Origin of the sequence: Pseudomonas sp. 2822-17, from assembly GCF_002742485.1 — a bacterium.
In the GTDB taxonomy this organism is placed as follows: domain Bacteria; phylum Pseudomonadota; class Gammaproteobacteria; order Pseudomonadales; family Pseudomonadaceae; genus Aquipseudomonas; species Aquipseudomonas cyclaminis.
This window is the reverse complement of sequence record NZ_LJRZ01000760.1, coordinates 28892-44671: the sequence shown is the minus strand read 5'-3', so window position 1 is coordinate 44671 and position 15780 is coordinate 28892. Positions and strand designations below refer to the sequence as shown.

13 protein-coding genes are annotated in these 15780 nt (G+C 60.0%); 7 read left to right on the top strand and 6 right to left on the bottom strand.

Features of this window, described 5'->3' with window-relative positions:
* Positions 1 to 11 precede the first annotated feature (11 nt).
* Positions 12 to 986 carry an ABC transporter substrate-binding protein gene (locus AOA60_RS26645; protein WP_099586875.1) on the bottom strand — a complete coding sequence of 325 codons (975 nt, stop codon included), beginning with the start codon at positions 984 to 986 and terminating at the stop codon, positions 12 to 14.
* Between the two features lie 285 nt (positions 987 to 1271).
* On the opposite strand from AOA60_RS26645, the gene AOA60_RS26640 reads away from it, so the two are divergent.
* Together AOA60_RS26640 and AOA60_RS26635 are read left to right on the top strand one after the other, a co-directional pair.
* Entirely contained in the window at positions 1272 to 5576 is a 4305-nt protein-coding gene (locus tag AOA60_RS26640; protein ID WP_099586874.1) for an RHS repeat-associated core domain-containing protein, read from the top strand.
* 3 nt (positions 5577 to 5579) lie between these two features.
* Complete coding sequence (locus AOA60_RS26635) at positions 5580 to 5867, top strand: hypothetical protein (protein WP_099586873.1); 288 nt, start codon at positions 5580 to 5582, stop codon at positions 5865 to 5867.
* A gap of 142 nt (positions 5868 to 6009) precedes the next feature.
* Here AOA60_RS26635 and AOA60_RS26630 read toward each other — a convergent pair whose 3' ends face one another.
* Positions 6010 to 7593, bottom strand: a complete 1584-nt coding sequence (locus AOA60_RS26630; protein WP_099586872.1) for a rhodanese-related sulfurtransferase — start codon at positions 7591 to 7593, stop codon at positions 6010 to 6012.
* A complete protein-coding gene (locus AOA60_RS26625; RefSeq protein WP_099586871.1) occupies positions 7590 to 8201 on the bottom strand; it encodes a cysteine dioxygenase in 612 nt (203 codons plus the stop codon). Before AOA60_RS26625 ends, AOA60_RS26630 begins: the two co-directional genes overlap by 4 nt.
* A gap of 213 nt (positions 8202 to 8414) precedes the next feature.
* Between AOA60_RS26625 and AOA60_RS26620 the strand changes: the two genes are divergently transcribed.
* Positions 8415 to 9320: a LysR family transcriptional regulator gene (locus AOA60_RS26620; RefSeq protein WP_099586870.1), complete on the top strand. Its 906-nt coding sequence runs from the start codon at positions 8415 to 8417 to the stop codon at positions 9318 to 9320.
* Positions 9321 to 9427: 107 nt separating this feature from the next.
* Complete coding sequence (locus AOA60_RS26615; RefSeq protein WP_099586869.1) at positions 9428 to 10222, top strand: class II aldolase/adducin family protein; 795 nt, start codon at positions 9428 to 9430, stop codon at positions 10220 to 10222.
* Positions 10223 to 10290: 68 nt separating this feature from the next.
* On the opposite strand, the gene AOA60_RS26610 is transcribed toward AOA60_RS26615, so the two are convergent.
* Positions 10291 to 11373 (bottom strand): LLM class flavin-dependent oxidoreductase, encoded by a 1083-nt coding sequence (locus AOA60_RS26610; protein WP_099586868.1) that lies wholly within the window; start codon positions 11371 to 11373, stop codon positions 10291 to 10293.
* Positions 11374 to 11628: 255 nt separating this feature from the next.
* On the opposite strand from AOA60_RS26610, the gene AOA60_RS26605 reads away from it, so the two are divergent.
* Positions 11629 to 12252, top strand: a complete 624-nt coding sequence (locus tag AOA60_RS26605) for a hypothetical protein (protein ID WP_099586867.1) — start codon at positions 11629 to 11631, stop codon at positions 12250 to 12252.
* Here the strand turns inward: AOA60_RS26605 and AOA60_RS26600 are convergent.
* Together AOA60_RS26600 and AOA60_RS26595 are read right to left on the bottom strand one after the other, a co-directional pair.
* Positions 12204 to 12536 carry a hypothetical protein gene (locus AOA60_RS26600; protein ID WP_099586866.1) on the bottom strand — a complete coding sequence of 111 codons (333 nt, stop codon included), beginning with the start codon at positions 12534 to 12536 and terminating at the stop codon, positions 12204 to 12206. The two genes, AOA60_RS26605 and AOA60_RS26600, sit on opposite strands and share 49 nt — an antisense overlap.
* Positions 12533 to 12841: a phosphomannomutase gene (locus tag AOA60_RS26595; RefSeq protein ID WP_244643475.1), complete on the bottom strand. Its 309-nt coding sequence runs from the start codon at positions 12839 to 12841 to the stop codon at positions 12533 to 12535. Before AOA60_RS26595 ends, AOA60_RS26600 begins: the two co-directional genes overlap by 4 nt.
* A gap of 231 nt (positions 12842 to 13072) precedes the next feature.
* On the opposite strand from AOA60_RS26595, the gene AOA60_RS26590 reads away from it, so the two are divergent.
* Positions 13073 to 13513 (top strand): low molecular weight protein-tyrosine-phosphatase, encoded by a 441-nt coding sequence (locus AOA60_RS26590; RefSeq protein ID WP_178075424.1) that lies wholly within the window; start codon positions 13073 to 13075, stop codon positions 13511 to 13513.
* Positions 13514 to 13555: 42 nt separating this feature from the next.
* Positions 13556 to 15775 (top strand): polysaccharide biosynthesis tyrosine autokinase, encoded by a 2220-nt coding sequence (locus AOA60_RS26585; protein WP_099586863.1) that lies wholly within the window; start codon positions 13556 to 13558, stop codon positions 15773 to 15775.
* Positions 15776 to 15780 lie beyond the last annotated feature (5 nt).

Sequence of the window (15780 nt, the reverse complement as noted above, 5' to 3'; positions counted from 1 at the left end):
GTTCTGCTCCTTCAGCGCGAGGCTTGGTTGTTGGGTGCACGCTTGGCGTTAAAGCTCTTGTCGAAGCCCTGGGACACGTCGATGTGTTTGGTCAGCAGGCCTTCTTTTTGATAGGTGTCGGCGGTGGCTTGCAGGCCACTGATCACGCTGTCATCGATCAACACCGGGCTCAGGCGGGTTTCCTTGGCCACGGCCACATGCACCGCCAGTGGCAGGCCGGTGATTCTGGTCTGGGCGGCGGCGTATTCGTCGGGGTGCGTATTGGCCCAGGCGTAGGCGCGGTCGACACGGGCGACAAAGTCGTCGAGTTGTGTGCGTTTGTCGGCGATGGCCTGGCTGGTCGCCGCGAGATACAGGTGGTTGCTCAGCAGCGTGTTGCCGCTGGCGATGATTCGCGCCTGGCTTTGGGAGGTGACCACCGTGGTGTAAGGGTCCCAGGTCGCCCAGGCGTCAGCGGTGCCGTTGTCCAGCACCAGGCGCGATTCGGCAGGCAGCAGGAAGATGAACTGCACATCCTGGCTGGTCAGACCGGCAGTCGCCAATGCCTTGATCGCCAGGTAATGCCCGATGGAGCCGCGGCCGGTGACGATTTTCTTGCCCTTGAGGTCGGCTGCCGTCTTGATCGGCGAGTCCTTGGGCACCAGCAGTGCGGTGGTATTGCGCCCTTCGGCGTGGATGATGCTGACCACTTTGAGCGACGCCCCGGCACCCAGCGCGAACACATAGGGCGCGTCGCCCAAGGCCCCGATATCCACCGCGCCGGCATTCAGGGCTTCGCCGAGGGGCGAGGCGGACGGGAACTCCGACCACTGGATGGTGTAGGGCACGTCTTTGGTTTCGCCGGAGGCTTCGAGCAGGGCCTTAATCGTCGATTTTTGATTGGCCACCCGCAGTGGTTGCAGGTCGGCGGCGTGGGCGGTGGTGGCGAGGCCAAGGGCCAGGGCGGTGCTCAGGAGCAGGTGTTTGAAGGGGGTGGGAAAGACCATGGGATGCAGGCTCCAGGCAGATCGTGAAAGGGTTCGGTTACCTCCGCCTGGAGAAGGGGTCGGTGAGGACTTCACGTTATTCCCATAAGAACTCGCTGTGAAGTTCTTTTTGGTTATAAGTTAATTATCAAATATATTTATTATTTTGATTGTTATTATTCGGTTATTGCATTTATCAGGTGCCGCGCCCCAGAGCTTTCCTACGAGCGACTCGGAAAGTCTCACCTGAGCAATAACGCCACTGCGTGATTTGATCTCGGTCTTTTCGGACAGGGATCGTTGCACATGACTGATACGCCGTGGGCAGCCCGCGAGGGTGATGCGCTGTTGCACAGCTCAATGCTCGCCGACGTGTTGGGTGGGGTGCTTGAGATTGCGGCCAACGTGGCCGTGACCGCCCTGGCAACAGCGGCCGTGGTGGTGGCGACTGGGATAACCGTGGCGACGGGCGGCCTCGGTTGCGTCATATTGGGCGCGGTCGTGGGGGTGGTCGTCGGCGTCGGGATGAGCAAGGCCGGGGCGGATAAGGGGCTTTCGCGATTATGTGAATCGGTCGCCGATGCTCTGTTCCCGCCGGTAGTCGATGCCTTTATCCGCAGTGGCTCGCCCGATGTGTTCATCAATGGCAAACCAGCTGCGCGTGCGGCCGGAAAAGTTTTGCCTGTGGTGGCCGAGGCTGGCGTTGAGCCGACCTATCTGGATATCGCCGCAGGCTTCTTTTCTCAATTGTGGCGTCCGACCGTGGCTGCTCCGGCCACGGGTGCGGTGCCTTGTCCTGCCGATACGGTCGACTGCAATAAACACCCGCCCATGCCGGAGCAGTACCTGGCCGAAGGTTCCAGCAAAGTATTCATCAACGGCCAGCCCGCTGTGCGCAGCGGGGACAGAAGCAGCTGCGAAGCCAAGGTCGGAAACGTCCAGGTTTCATCGAATGTGATCGTCGGCGGCGCGCCGGTGGTGGTCCGCGAGATTCACAGCGGCAAGACGCCGGGCGTCGGCTTGGCCGTGACGGCGCTGCTGGCATTGCGAGGCGGTGGCGCGAAGTTCTTCAGCCAGTTGCCGTGCATGGCGGTGGGTGGGCTGGTGTCGTGGGGTAGCAGTCAGGTGGACCGAGCGCTGACCGCTGCGGTCGCGGGGTCGCCCAACCCAGTGCACAGCGCCACGGGTGCGAAGATCCTTGATGGAAACGATGATCTGGATTTCGCGTTGCCAGGCCTGTTGCCGATTGTGTGGCAACGCTACTACAGCAGCCAGGACGAGCGCCGCGAGGGCTTATTTGGCTGCGGTTGGAGTGTGAGCTACGAGGTTAGCGTCGAGATTGGCGCGCATCCCGAAGGCGGCGAGCAACTTATCTACACCGATGAGCAAGCGCGTCGGATCGACATGGGCGCGATTGCATTGGGTGGCGCGGTGTTCAGCGCGGGCGAAGGCTTGAGTGTAAGACGCCATCGTGACGGCCACCTGCTGATTGAAAGTGTCGACGGCCGTTATCGGCTATTCGAGCCCACGCCTGGTAATCCCTTGCACTTGCGGCTGAACCAGTTGGGAGATCGCAATGACAATCGCGTCGTCCTCGACTATGACGATCAAGGCCGCCTGAGTCAGTTGCGCGACCCCCTAAGCGATGTGCGAATCGAACTGGGCTACAGCCTGCAATGGCCCGGCCGCGTGGAGCGTATTGAGCGCCTGTACCTGGATCACAGCCGAGAAACCCTCGCCAGCTACGGCTACGACGCACATGGCGACCTGGCCGAAGTGCGCGATGTTGATGGGCATGTGCAGCGCCGCTTTGCGTACGACAGTGGCCAGCGCATGGTCGAACACCAACTCCCCACTGGTCTGCGGTGTTTTTATCAATGGGCCTGCGTGGATGATTACGAATGGCGGGTGATCAGGCACTGGACCGATGAAGGCGACGCGTACCACTTCGATTACGACCTGTCACGAGGCGTCACGCGGATCAGCGACGGCCTGAAACGCGTCAGCACGCGCCGTTGGAATGCCCAGTACCAGATCACCGTGTATACCGATAATCTCGGCCAAACCTGGCAATTTGAATGGAATGACGAGCGTCAGTTGCTCGGTGCCACCGATCCTCAGGGCGGGCATTGGGCGTTCGGCTACGACGCCTCCGGCAACCTGTCCAACATCCGAGATCCTTTGGGCCGTATCGATTCCACCGCGTGGCTGGAGCACTGGTCGCTACCGTTGGTAGAGACCGATGCCACCGGACACCACTGGCAGTATCGCTACGATCAGCGCGGCAACTGCACCAGCGAAACCGATCCACTCGGTCACGTCACGCGGTACCGTCATGATGCGTTTGGCCAGGTGATAGAAATCATCGACGCCACGGGCAAAGGCAGCACCTTACGCTGGAATGGAATCGGACAGTTGATCGAGCAGATCGACTGCTCGGGTTACCCCACGCGATTCGAGTACGATCGGCGTGGCCACCTGCAAGTCGTGATCGATGCGTGGGGGGAACGGCAGCGCTATCAACATGACCACCAAGGGCGAATGCTGCAAACCGAAAGGCCCTACGGGCACATCGAACAGTATCTTCGCGACCCCAGCGGCCAGTTGATCGGCTATACCGATGCAGCGGGCCATATCACCCGCTATCAATACGATCGGCGCGGGCAGATGCGCCAACGGGTCGATGCTCATGGCCGACAGATCGAGTTCTGCTACGACGCCTACGGCCGACTCCAAACCCTGACCAACGAAAACGGCGAAAAATACCGTTTTACCTGGGACCAGGGCGACCGTATTACCCAGCAACAAGACCTCGGCGGTAGCTCGCGGCGTTATACGTACGACGCGCTGCATAACCTTGCCGCCGTCGAATATGTGCCATCGAATGCCGACGCTTCTATCGTCCATTACCTGGAGCGCAACGCTGTCGGTCGTCTGTTGGCCAAAGAGACGGAGGATGGGCGAACCGAATACGCCTACGATTTAGTCGACCAACTCACCGCCGTCACTTTCACCGGGAACGATAAGACCACTCAGGCTCTAGCCTTCACCTACGACCCACTGGGCCAACTGCTCACCGAACACAGTGCCGCCGGCAGCCTGAGCCACCGCTACGACGAACTTGGCAACCTGATCCAGACGCAACTGCCCGACGGCCGCTGGCTCAATCGCCTGCACTACGGCAGCGGCCACCTGCACCAGCTTAACCTTGACGGCCACGTTATCAGCGACTTCGAACGCGACCGCCTGCACCGTGAAGTCCTGCGCACCCAAGGCCAGCTCATCACCCGTAGCGAGTACGACCGTTGCGGCCGATTGCGTTCACGTAAATGCAGCCCTACAGGCCAGCCCCGGCAGTTGCCGCCAACCCAACAGAAAACGTTTGAGTACGACCCGGCGGACAACCTGATCGGCCGCCTGGACGGGCACCGACGCCAATTGCTGCATTACGACGCGACCGGCCGGATTATCGCCAGCCAGGACAACGTTCAAGGTCAGCAGCAAACCTTCGCCTACGACGCGGCCGCCAACCTGCTGGACGGCCCGCAAGGGCAGGGTGGGCTGGTCAGGCACGACAAGCTCCTGACCTATCAGGATAAGCGTTACCGTTACGACGGTTTTGGTCGAATGATCGAAAAGCGCAGTACCGTGCGAGGTCTGCAACGCTTCGCGTACGACGCTCAACACCGGCTGATCGAAGTCTGCAGACAGATAAATGGGCGGGAGCAGGTCGTGAAAATGACCTACGACCCGCTCGGCCGGCGAATAGCCAAGACCGAGCATGACAGCCACGGATTTACGCTGGCAGAGACCCGCTTTGATTGGGACGGCTTGCGCTTGTTGCAGGAGCACAAACATACCCAGACAAGCCTCTACATCTATGAAGATGAAGGCTACGAACCCTTGGCGCGAGTCGATGGGATCGGCCCCCAGCAAAAAATCCGTTACTACCACAACGACCTGAACGGTTTGCCTGAGCAACTGACCGAAACCGAAGGGGAAACCGTGTGGCATGCGCGATACCGTGTGTGGGGAAACACGCTCGAAGAGGTGCGCAAGCCGTACTTTATCGAAGAACAGAACCTGCGCTTTCAGGGGCAGTACCTGGACCGGGAGACCGGGCTGCACTACAACACGTTTAGGTTTTATGATCCGGATGTGGGGCGGTTTACGACGCCGGATCCGATTGGGTTGATGGGGGGCGTGAATACTTACGCCTACTCGCCTAATCCCTTTACGTGGTTGGATCCCTTGGGTCTGGCAGCCTGTCCAAAGAAAGTGGACGCCTTACGTAACGGGCCTCAAAAAACAGTCGTGAGGGTTAAGGACAAAAGCGAGGCTAACGAGTTGTTGGACGCAGCATTTCCTGATGTCCAGAAAGTCAGGGGTATAGGCTCGCAAGATGCTGGTGGTATAAGAAAGAAACATAAGATGGACCAGTTTAAGAAAAGAGATGGAAAAGCTCGTTATAGAAAAGATTATCCAATTAATAAGGATACCGGGCGTGTTTACGGTCATGACGACCCGAAAGGCACTGGCCATGGTGAACTACCACACGTCAACATTAAGCGCGCTGACGGAACAATGGTTCGTATTGATATCGCGGGTTAAAAAATGAACAAGCTCATTGAGGCGCTAAATGCGGGTAAGCGCAGAGGCTACGAAGAACGTCGCACGATCTGTGGTGAGGAGCTTTTTTTTCAATACGCTATAAAAAAACAAGATGATGTTTACTGTACGTACTTTTTTGCGGTTGAGGTATCGCGCATGGATCTGATTGAGGATGACGAGAATGAAGAGGTAAAAATATTTATAAGCTTGGACGCTGCACTGGAGTATTTGGCCGTTAAAGGAGCTCTTATAGAGAAGTTTTCAGTGATAAGCAGCACATTGCCTTTTTAGTTTAGGGGCAGGCTGCCGTATAGGTTAGAAAGATGCGCGGACGAATTATAATATGTGACATACACCGCGCTCCGTACGAGTGCATTGCATTTTTGTAACGCGTGCCGCAACTCATCTTGCGAAGCGTCGCGGCCGGGAGGGGTCAAATCACATAGAACCCATGCGTACCGTCGCGCGCCAATTGCTCGACCAAGCCGAACTCCCAATCCAGATACGCCTGCATGGCTTCCTTGGGGTTGTCGGTGCCTTCATAGGGGCGGCGGTAGCGGTCGATGCGCGGGGAGGCCAGGTGGGTTTCGCCTTCTTCCAGGGGCAGTTGCGCGTTGATCCAGCCCGCGGTGCCGTCTTGCAGCAGGAACACTTGCCTGCCGGTAATGGCTTCGACTTCGGCCACCGCCAGGCGCGCCAGTTGGCTGCTGCCGCAGGTCAGCACATAGCGCTCGGCGGTCGGTACTTTTGCGAGGGCGTCGGGCAGTTGTGCACGCAGGGCCCACCAGGCGCCGGGGATGTGGCGTTTGACGTAGTTGGCGCTGGCGGTGAAGTCCAGCACCAGGGTGTCGCCGTGGGCCAGCCAATCGGCGAGGGTGTGGGGGCTGATCAGTTCGGCCTGGGGCGGCGTGGGCACCGGGGCGACCCAGGCGCCTTTTTCGCTGAAGTGCGCCGTCTGCAGGTCGTCCAGTACGTGCACCTCCCAGCCCAGTTGGGCAAGCCAGGACGCGGACATATTGGCGCGCACGCCGTCGTCATCGGCCAGCACCAGTCGTGCGCCACGCACGCTGGCCACGTGATCGGTTTCCTGGACCAATTGGCCGCCCGGCGTGGAGCGGGCGCCGGGCAGGTGGCCGGCGTCGAATTCTTCCGGGGTGCGCACATCGAACAGGTAGGTGGTGCGGCTCGGCTCCTGCTGCCAGCGTTGCAGGTCGCCGAGGGTGGCGCGGCCGACGCGGGCCTTGTCGGCGACGCGGCGGGCGTCCTGGGCAGCGATGTGGCGGTGTTCTTCCGACGTCGGCGCAAAGCGGCGCGACTGGTCATGGGCGAGCTTCTGACCGGCCAGGGTCCAGCCGATGGTGCCGTTGCGCAGCGCCGACACCGGGTTGGCCACGCCCGCGTTGATCAGCGACTGGGTGCCGATGATGCTGCGGGTGCGCCCGGCGCAGTTGACGATGATGCGCGTGGCCGGGTCTGGCGCCAGTTCACGGGCGCGCAGCACCAGTTCGGCACCGGGCACGCTGATGCTGGTGGGGATGCTCATGGTCTGGTATTCGTCGAAACGGCGGGCGTCGAGCACCACCACGTCGGCCTGGCTGTCGAGCAGGGCCTGCACTTCTTCGGCGGCCAGGGACGGCGTGTGCCGCTCACTCTCTACCAACTCGCCAAAGGCCTTGCTCGGCACGTTCACGTCGATAAACAACTCGCCGCCGGCGCTGCGCCAACCGTCGAGGCCGCCGTCGAGCAGGCTGACCTGGGTGTAGCCCAATGCAGCCAGGCGCTCGGCGGCGCGCACGGCCAGCCCTTCACCGTTGTCGTAGACGGTGACCTGGGTATCGCGCCGTGGGATGCGCGCAAACACCTCCAGTTCCAGTTTGGACAGCGGGATATTCGCGGCGAACAACGGGTGGGATTCAGCAAACGGCGCTTCTTCGCGCACGTCGATCAGGGCGACTTCTGCATGGTCCAACAGGGCCTGGCGAATCTGCGCGAAACTGCGGGTCGGTACGGTGCTCATAGGGCAGGGCTCTTTTCTTTGGACAAATCCCAGATGTTCGGGAGGTAGGCGTTGGAATAACCGGAGATAAACAGTTTCTCGCTGCCGTCAGGCTGGTACACCGCGCGGCGTACCGCGCCGATATTGGCGCCGTACACGTGAATGCTGATGGACACTTGGTCACTGTGGGCGTTGCTCACCTGATGGATATCGCCGACCTTGGGCGACACCGCCTCGACCTGGCCTGGCACCAGCTCAATGGGCTTGCCTTCGGCGACCAGGCTGCCGTCGGGGGCGCGTTCAAAACCTTGGGAAAATTCCGCGCCGCGCAACATGCCGATCAGCCCCCATACCCGGTGGTCATGAATTGGCGTGGTTTGCCCCGGTCCCCATACAAAACTGACAATGCTGAAGCGCTGGCGCGAATCGGCATGCAGCAGGAACTGCTGGTAACGCTCCGGGTTGGGTTGGGCGAATTCATCGGGGAGCCAGTCATCATGGCTGACCAGTTGCGCGAGCAGCTTGCCGCCACGGTGCAGCAGGTCACCTTCGCGGGGATTGCCGTCGATCAGTTCCGCCAGGGCGCCAATAAAGGCTCTGAGTCTCTCGGGGTGTCGGGCCTGGGTCATGACAATTCCATCAGTCGGTGTTGATGGGTTTATCTAAGCATAATGTTTATAGTTAATATGCTATTTTTTAATGATTAGCTTATAGCTGAAGGTAATTTAGAACCGGTCTGAATAGCGTTAGACGTTATCGATCCCAGCCTGGGCTATTCAGATAACGTTCCTGCAACTATGCTTCGCACACATCTTAATGACTGTTCTCTATGTGCGGCCCAAATGAAAATTGACGATATCGATGCCTTTGTCGAAGTGATTCGTTGCCAGTCCATCAGCCATGCCGCCGAGTCGTTGCAACTGACCCAGCCGGCCATTACCCGCCGCGTGCAGAACTTCGAGCAGGCGCTGGGGGTAGAGCTGTTCGACCGCAACACCAAACCCCTCAAGCCGACGCTGATCGGCACCCGCGTGTATGAACAATGCCGGTTGATCCTGCGCGAGATGGATGCGTTGCGTGAACTGGTCGCCACCGACGCTCCCCCCACTGGCGTACTGCGCCTGGGCGTACCGCAGACCATCGGCGATGTAGTGCTGCTGGACGCGCTGAAGCTGCTGCGCAGCGAGTACCCCGAGCTGCGCGCCCAGGTCGCGACCGGCTGGGGCAGCCAGTTGGTTGGCAAGATCGAACGCGGCGAGCTGGATGCGGCGGCGGCGTTGTTCCCGGCGGGCAAGATATTCCCGGACAACATCGTTGGCGAGTCCATCGGCAAGATGGAACTGGTGGTGGTGTGCGCCAAGGCGCAGTTGCCGAAGAAGCCGTGCAAGCTGGCGGATGTGTACCAGAATGGTTGGATCCTCAATCCGGACGGCTGCGGGTTCCGCGCTGGCCTGCAGCGCACCTTGTCTGACCAGGGCTTGGCGCTGCGGGTCAACCTGGAGACGTTCGGCACCGAGTTGCAATTGGGATTGGTCGCCGATGGGTTGGGCTTGGGCCTAGTGCCGCGCCCGCTGCTGGAACGCAGTGCGCACCGTGAGCAACTGGCGGTGATGCCGCTCAAGGACTTCAAGCCGGTGATGGATTTGTGGCTGATCTATCCGCACTTCCTGGGCAACCTGCAGGGGCCGGTGGATGCGTTTGGCAAGTGGGTGGCTGCGTCGTTGCACAAGATTCGAGACGCCGCTTGATATGAAAAAAAATAATAATTAGCTTAGATTAAAATGTGCTTTTTATTATTTTTGAGCATCCCCTAGGCTTGCCTGGAAGTCTTTAAGGCCATCCAGGAAGTTTTGCCATGAGCAGCGTCACCTCGATTTCCAGCGTTTCCAACAACGTTCGTCAACGCGTCACGCCAGAAGAGTGGGACGTGCGCGTCAAACTGGCCGCCGCCTACCGCCTGGCGGCCTTGTACAAGTGGACAGACCATATCTACACCCACTTCTCCGCCCGTGTACCGGGCCCGGAGGAGCATTTCCTGATCAATGCCTTTGGCCTGTTGTTCGATGAAATCAACGCTTCCAACCTGGTCAAGGTCGACCTTGACGGCACCATCGTCGACGATCCTACCGGCCTCGGTATCAACTACGCCGGTTACGTGATCCACAGCGCCATCCACGGCGCACGCCATGATCTGCAAGCGGTGTTGCACACTCATACCCGCGACGGTATTGCGGTGTCGGCGCAGAAGGACGGCCTGTTGCCGATTTCCCAGCACTCCATCGCCTTTTCCGGGCGTGTGGCGTACCACGGCTACGAAGGCATCGCCCTCGACCTGGACGAGCGCGAGCGGCTGGTGGCGGATTTGGGCGACAAGAGTGTGATGATCCTGCGTAACCATGGGCTGTTGACGGCGGGCATCAGCGTCGAACATGCCTTCCAGCAACTGCAAGGGTTGGAGCGCGCGTGCAATATCCAGATTGCGGCGCAGGCGGCGGGGAATGCGGAGTTGGTCTTTCCGCCACAGGAGGTGGTGGCGAAGGTGGAAGAGCAGGCCAAGGCGCATAGCAGCGGTGAAGGCCCGGGCGTGGCGCGGCATTGGAATGCATTGATTCGGCAGTTGGAGCGTACGGATACCGACTACAAGAACTGATCCCGAGCCAAATGAAGAATGTGGGAGGGGGCAAGCCTCCTCCCACATTGGTTTTGTAGTGTTCCTGCTTACGCGACCTGTTTGGCCTGTTCGCGTTCAGCAATCAGTTGGCGGGTGAGGGGGATCAATTGCTTGCCGTACTCAATCGCATCATTGAGCGGATCAAACCCACGGATCAGGAACGTGGTGATACCCAGGTCGTAATAATCCACTAACGCTTCTGCCACCTGTTCGGCGGTGCCCACCAACGACGTGGAGTTACCCTGCGCGCCCAGCAACCCCGCAATGCCTGTCCACAAACGCTTATCCAACCTTGAGCCTTGCGCCGCTGCCGCGAGCAACCGGCGCGAGCCTTCATTCGGCGGTTCGCGGCGTACAAAACCGTTCTGTTCGGCCAGTGCCGTGGCTTGCTGCAAGATACTGTCAGCACGCGCCCACGCCAGTTCTTCGGTCTCGGCGAGGATCGGTCGCAGCGACAGGCTGAAGCGAATCGTGCGGCCATGTTTGGCCGCTTCGGCCCGAACCTGGGTCACGGTCTCGCGCACTTGCTCGTAGGTTTCGCCCCACAGTGCGTACACGTCGGCATGCTTGCCGGCCACTTCAATCGCGGCCTTGGAAGAACCCCCAAAGTACAGCGGAATATGCGGCTGCTGCGGCGACTTCACGCTGGAGTGCGCGCCTTCGACCTGATAGTAGGTGCCGGCGAAATCGAAGGGCTGTTCGCGGGTCCATTCCTGGCGCACCACGCTCAGGTACTCGTCGGTGCGTGCGTAGCGTTCATCCTTGCCAATGTGGCTGCCATCGGCGCGCAGTTCGCGGTCGTCGCCACCGGTGATGATATGCACGGCGGTGCGCCCGCCGTTGAACACATCCAGGGTGGCGAACTGGCGCGCTGCAAGGGTGGGCTGGGCGAAACCGGGGCGGTGGGCGATCAGGAATTGCAGCTTTTCAGTGACGCTGGCCGCATGGGAGGCGATCAGCGTGCTGTCCGGGCTGTTGGAATGGAAGGCCACCAGAGCGCGGTCGAAACCGGCCTCTTCGTGGGCGCGGGCCACGGTTTCCACGTAGTCCGGTTGCAGGGTCGGACCGCTGCGTGGGTGGATTTCGGATGCGTGGTGGCCGCCGATATAGCCGATGAATTCGATGCTCATGGTCTGTCCTTGTCGAGTAGGGAGTGTGTACCTCCGCCGGGCAGGGGGTCGGTCATGCTCGTCCAAGGTAGGGGGCGCGACAGCCGCTGTAAAATGCCGTTTGGTTCTATCCTAATTATTAAAATTCAGAATCATAGGGTTATTATTTGATCAGTAAATTGCATTTTATGCTTGATGCTGACGGTAGATAACGTTGTGTTTTGCGTGGGGCTGAGGTCTGATGGGCGCCGAAAATGGCTCCTCCAGGGTTAGGCAATGATGCGGGCAGAACTGGCGCAATTTGGCGGCATTACCGTCATGATTCCGGCCGCAGTGGTGATTGCTGTCTGGCTGAGGTATTCCACCCCTTGGGCATTGCGGGCCTGGATAATAACGGTGGGTGTTACTTACTCCATAGTCGCGGCCAGCAAGTTGCTGTTTAAAGGCTGGGGATTGTCCGCGCAGCCTTTGGACATTGCCGTTATAAGTGGCCATGCGATGAACACGTGCCTGATGGTGACAGTGGCCACGAGTTTATGGGTGCGCCAATTAAATGTTGGATGGCGTTGGCCGGCGGCGTTAGTGGGGTTAACCCTGAGTCTGGGCTTTAGTGCTTATTGTGTAGCGCCTTACATACATCCTCTGAATGAGGCCCTTGCCGGCGCCATGCTGGGTTCAACAGCTGCCCTTGCGTTTCTTTGGCGCATTGACGCGGCGAACATCAAGCTTTCCCCAGGGCTTATGGGCGGTGGCCTGATGTTTTTATTGGCGTGCGCGCTGGTGCCCAAGTACAACGCCGAGTTGCTGCTCAACCGCGTCGCCGTGAGCCTGTCAGGTGCTGAGCAAGCCCATCAGGAACCGGCCTGGCGCCTGGGAGCGGCGCACACCAAGGCCGAGTAGCTCGCCAGGTCCAGGGCCAGGTTGCTGTCTACCATCAGTTCCAGCAATACGGTCTGCGCGTTGAAACACTGTGCATCGCCCCGACGCTTCGCGCCCTGCATTTGCTTGAACAGCGTGTGAGTAATTTGCAGGGGAGAGCTGCCTTGCAGCTGGTCCAGCCAGTGGCCAATCGCCCGGGTGTTCTGCTGGTACTGTGCGCCGGCTGGCGGCTCCACAAACCCCTGGAACATGCCGGTCAGTTTTCTCAGGGCATATCCACGGCGCAGCCCGCCCAACAGGCTCATGACCGCTCCTCGGTGCCGGAGATATTCGCCAGCAGCTCGGCGGTCTTGACCTGCATGAACTGGCTGTCGCCACGGCTTTCCACGCACAGGCACACCGATAGCGCATTGCTGACCTGCAACTTGAAGCGCCAGTCGGCGAAGACCATCGACAAGCCCGCGCCCGACTCATCGCTGGCCAGGGAATGGCTGGCATACAACACCTGCATGCGCTCGACGACACGGGTCGAGTTATTCACCTCGACGTGAATATTCCCCGAAGAAGGAAATAGGCCAATACGCTCTACCAATAACTTTGACGTGTTCATGGCCGCCCCTTGGTTGGTGCATTAAAACCGCACTTTATTATGCAAGGGTGAAAAAGTACTGGAATGTTATTTTTAGTCCGATAGTGCGTGTGTTGTTATTTTTTGTCCTGCGCGATAGATGGTCTCTAGTTGCAGCCTGTGGTCATAATTGGCCGGTCGTTAGTTGTTTGTTATTTAAATAAGGTCGTCCCTTTTGCCGATAAACAAATGTGCGGTGCGTGGGAGGTTGCCTTGTTCAAAAATATATTGATTGTGTGTATCGGCAACATCTGCCGCAGCCCGACGGCAGAACACTTGCTGGGCGCCGCGCTGAGCCCCTGCGGAATTCAGGTGCGTTCGGCCGGCCTGGCTGCGTTGCGTGACCATCCGCTGGAGCCTACCGCCGGGCAAGTGCTGCTGGAGCACGGGCATATTCCCCAAGCGCACAAGGCGCGGCAACTCAACGTCGAGGCCGTCAGCGAGGCCGACCTGATCCTGGTTATGGAACAGCGGCACATCGACGGGGTGCTCAATCTCGCTCCCGAGGCGCGGGGCAAAGTGTTCCTGCTGGGCAAGTGGCAGCAGAACCTTGAGATCACCGACCCCTATCGCCAGGGCAAGCCTGCCTTTGTTCAGGCCTATGCATTGATCGAACAGGCCGTGCAGGCCTGGGCCCGGCGCCTGGCGCGCTGACGCTCCCTCTTTAAAACGATTGCAAGGACGAAGACGCGATTTATGTATTCACCCCAGAACGCTTCCGCTGACAGCCCCCAACGTGACGAGATCGATGTACTCGGCATGCTCGGCACCCTGCTTGATCACAAATGGCTGATCGCCGGGATCACCGGCACTTGCATGGTGATCGGCGCGACCTACGCGATTCTGGCGGCGCCGGTGTACCAGGCGAATGCGTTGATCCAGGTGGAGCCAAAGAAGAACGACATGCTCGGTTTCTCCGACGTCAGCAGCCTGCTGGGCAAGGAATCGCCGGCGGTGACCGAGATCGAACTGATCAAGTCGCGCACCATCATCGGCAAGACTGTCGACACCCTGGCGCTGGACATCACCGTCACACCCCAGCGTTTCCCGCTGATCGGCGGTTTCCTTGCGCGACGGTATGCGCCGGAACACAAGGGTGATATTGCGCCGCCGCTGTTCGGCTTCAGTCGCTGGTCGGTGGGGGGCGAGCAACTGGCGCTGACCACGCTTAATCTGCCGGCCGCATTGCTCGGCACTTCTCTGCTGCTGGTGGCCGGTGAGGCCCAGCGCTACAGCCTGTTTGATGAGGATGACCGGGAGATCGCATCGGGCCGCGTCGGCGAGGCGTTTTCCGCCGGCGGCGTGGAGGTCCTGATCAAGGAACTGCGGGCCAACCCCGGTGCGCATTTCAAGATTGTGCGCAAACCGCGCCTGGATGCGGTGGCCGACTATCAGGACTTGCTCACCGTGATCGAACGCGGCAAGGAGTCGGGCATCATCAGCCTGTCCCTGGAGAGCACGCGCCCGGCCCTGGCGATTCGCACCCTAACTGAAATTTCCAACCTCTATGTGAAGCAGAACGTCGACCGTACCTCGGCCGAGGCGGCGCAGAGCCTGTCGTTCCTCAACGATCAGTTGCCCCAGGTACGCCGTGATCTGGAGAAGGCCGAAAACGCGCTGAACCGCTTCCAGACTCGCAGCAAGTCCATCGACATCAGCCTGGAAGCCAAGGCCGTGCTCGACCAAGTGGTGGCCCTGGACACCGGCATCTCCGAACTCAAGCTGCAACAGGCCGAGATGGACCGCAAGTTCACGCCGCAGCACCCGGCCTATCGAGCCTTGATCGCCAAGTTGGCTGAACTCAACGCCAAGCAGGCGCAGATGACCAAGCGGGTCGAAGGCCTGCCCAGCACCCAGCAGGAATTGCTCAGCCTGACCCGCGACGTGCAGGTCGGTACCGAGATCTACACGCAGTTGCTCAATCGCTCCCAGGAACTGGACGTGATGCGCGCCGGCACCGTGGGCAACGTGCGCTTGATTGACAGCGCCGATGCCAATATCAGCAAGCCGGTGGAACCGCGCAAAGTGATCGTGGTGCTGCTGGCGATGCTGCTCGGCGGCATGCTTTCCATAGGCCTGGTGCTGGTGCGCAGCCTGCTCAACCGGGGGCTCGAAAGCCCGGATGACATCGAGAAACTCGGCTTGCCGGTGTACGCGTCGATTCCCTTCAGCCTGCTGCAAAAGGCAGAGGAAGCCAATGCGGCCAAGCGCCATTCAGACGCGCCGTCGTTGCTGGCGGTCAACCATCCCCATGATCTGGTGATGGAGGCGATGCGCAGCCTGCGCACCAGCCTGCACTTCGCCATGCTTGAAGCGAAGAACAACCGCCTGATGATCACCGGCCCCAGCCCCGAAGTGGGCAAGACCTTTGTCTCGGCGAACCTGGCGGCCATCGTGGCGCAGTCGGGCCAGCGGGTGCTGTTGATCGATGCCGATATGCGCAAGGGCTACTTGCACAAGGTGCTCGGCCAGATGGTGGAAGCAGGATTGTCCGACCTGCTGGTCAAGCGTTGCGAGCTTCAGGATGCGATCCAGCCCACTGCCGTGGAGCGTTTCGACTTCATCGGCCGTGGGCAAATCCCGCCGAACCCGTCCGAGTTGCTGATGCACCCCAATTTTGCCGCGCTGTTGGCCGACGTCAGCGAGCGCTACGACCTGGTGATCATCGACACGCCGCCGCTGCTGGCGGTGACCGACGCCGCAATTATCGGGCGCCAGGCCGGGACCAGTCTGTTGGTGACGCGGTTCGGGGTGAACTCGGCGAAGGAAATCGAGCTGACCCTGCGCCGTTTCTATCAAAACGGCGTCGAGCTCAAGGGCGCTATTTTCAACGGCGTGGAAAAGCGTCGTTCCGCCAGCTACGGCTATGGCGACTACGGCTACTACAGCTACGCCTACCAGTCCGACAAGGCCTGATGCCG

Excerpts from the sequence above, each read along its gene's own strand:
- AOA60_RS26620 (WP_099586870.1), top strand. The coding sequence starts at position 8,415 with ATGAAAATTGACGATATCGATGCCTTTGTCGAAGTGATTCGTTGCCAG.
- AOA60_RS26605 (WP_099586867.1), top strand. The coding sequence starts at position 11,629 with ATGATGCGGGCAGAACTGGCGCAATTTGGCGGCATTACCGTCATGATT.
- AOA60_RS26585 (WP_099586863.1), top strand. The coding sequence starts at position 13,556 with ATGTATTCACCCCAGAACGCTTCCGCTGACAGCCCCCAACGTGACGAG.
- AOA60_RS26635 (WP_099586873.1), top strand. The coding sequence starts at position 5,580 with ATGAACAAGCTCATTGAGGCGCTAAATGCGGGTAAGCGCAGAGGCTAC.
- AOA60_RS26645 (WP_099586875.1), bottom strand. The coding sequence starts at position 986 with ATGGTCTTTCCCACCCCCTTCAAACACCTGCTCCTGAGCACCGCCCTG.
- AOA60_RS26630 (WP_099586872.1), bottom strand. The coding sequence starts at position 7,593 with ATGAGCACCGTACCGACCCGCAGTTTCGCGCAGATTCGCCAGGCCCTG.
- AOA60_RS26595 (WP_244643475.1), bottom strand. The coding sequence starts at position 12,841 with ATGAACACGTCAAAGTTATTGGTAGAGCGTATTGGCCTATTTCCTTCT.
- AOA60_RS26640 (WP_099586874.1), top strand. The coding sequence starts at position 1,272 with ATGACTGATACGCCGTGGGCAGCCCGCGAGGGTGATGCGCTGTTGCAC.
- AOA60_RS26610 (WP_099586868.1), bottom strand. The coding sequence starts at position 11,373 with ATGAGCATCGAATTCATCGGCTATATCGGCGGCCACCACGCATCCGAA.
- AOA60_RS26615 (WP_099586869.1), top strand. The coding sequence starts at position 9,428 with ATGAGCAGCGTCACCTCGATTTCCAGCGTTTCCAACAACGTTCGTCAA.
- AOA60_RS26600 (WP_099586866.1), bottom strand. The coding sequence starts at position 12,536 with ATGAGCCTGTTGGGCGGGCTGCGCCGTGGATATGCCCTGAGAAAACTG.
- AOA60_RS26625 (WP_099586871.1), bottom strand. The coding sequence starts at position 8,201 with ATGACCCAGGCCCGACACCCCGAGAGACTCAGAGCCTTTATTGGCGCC.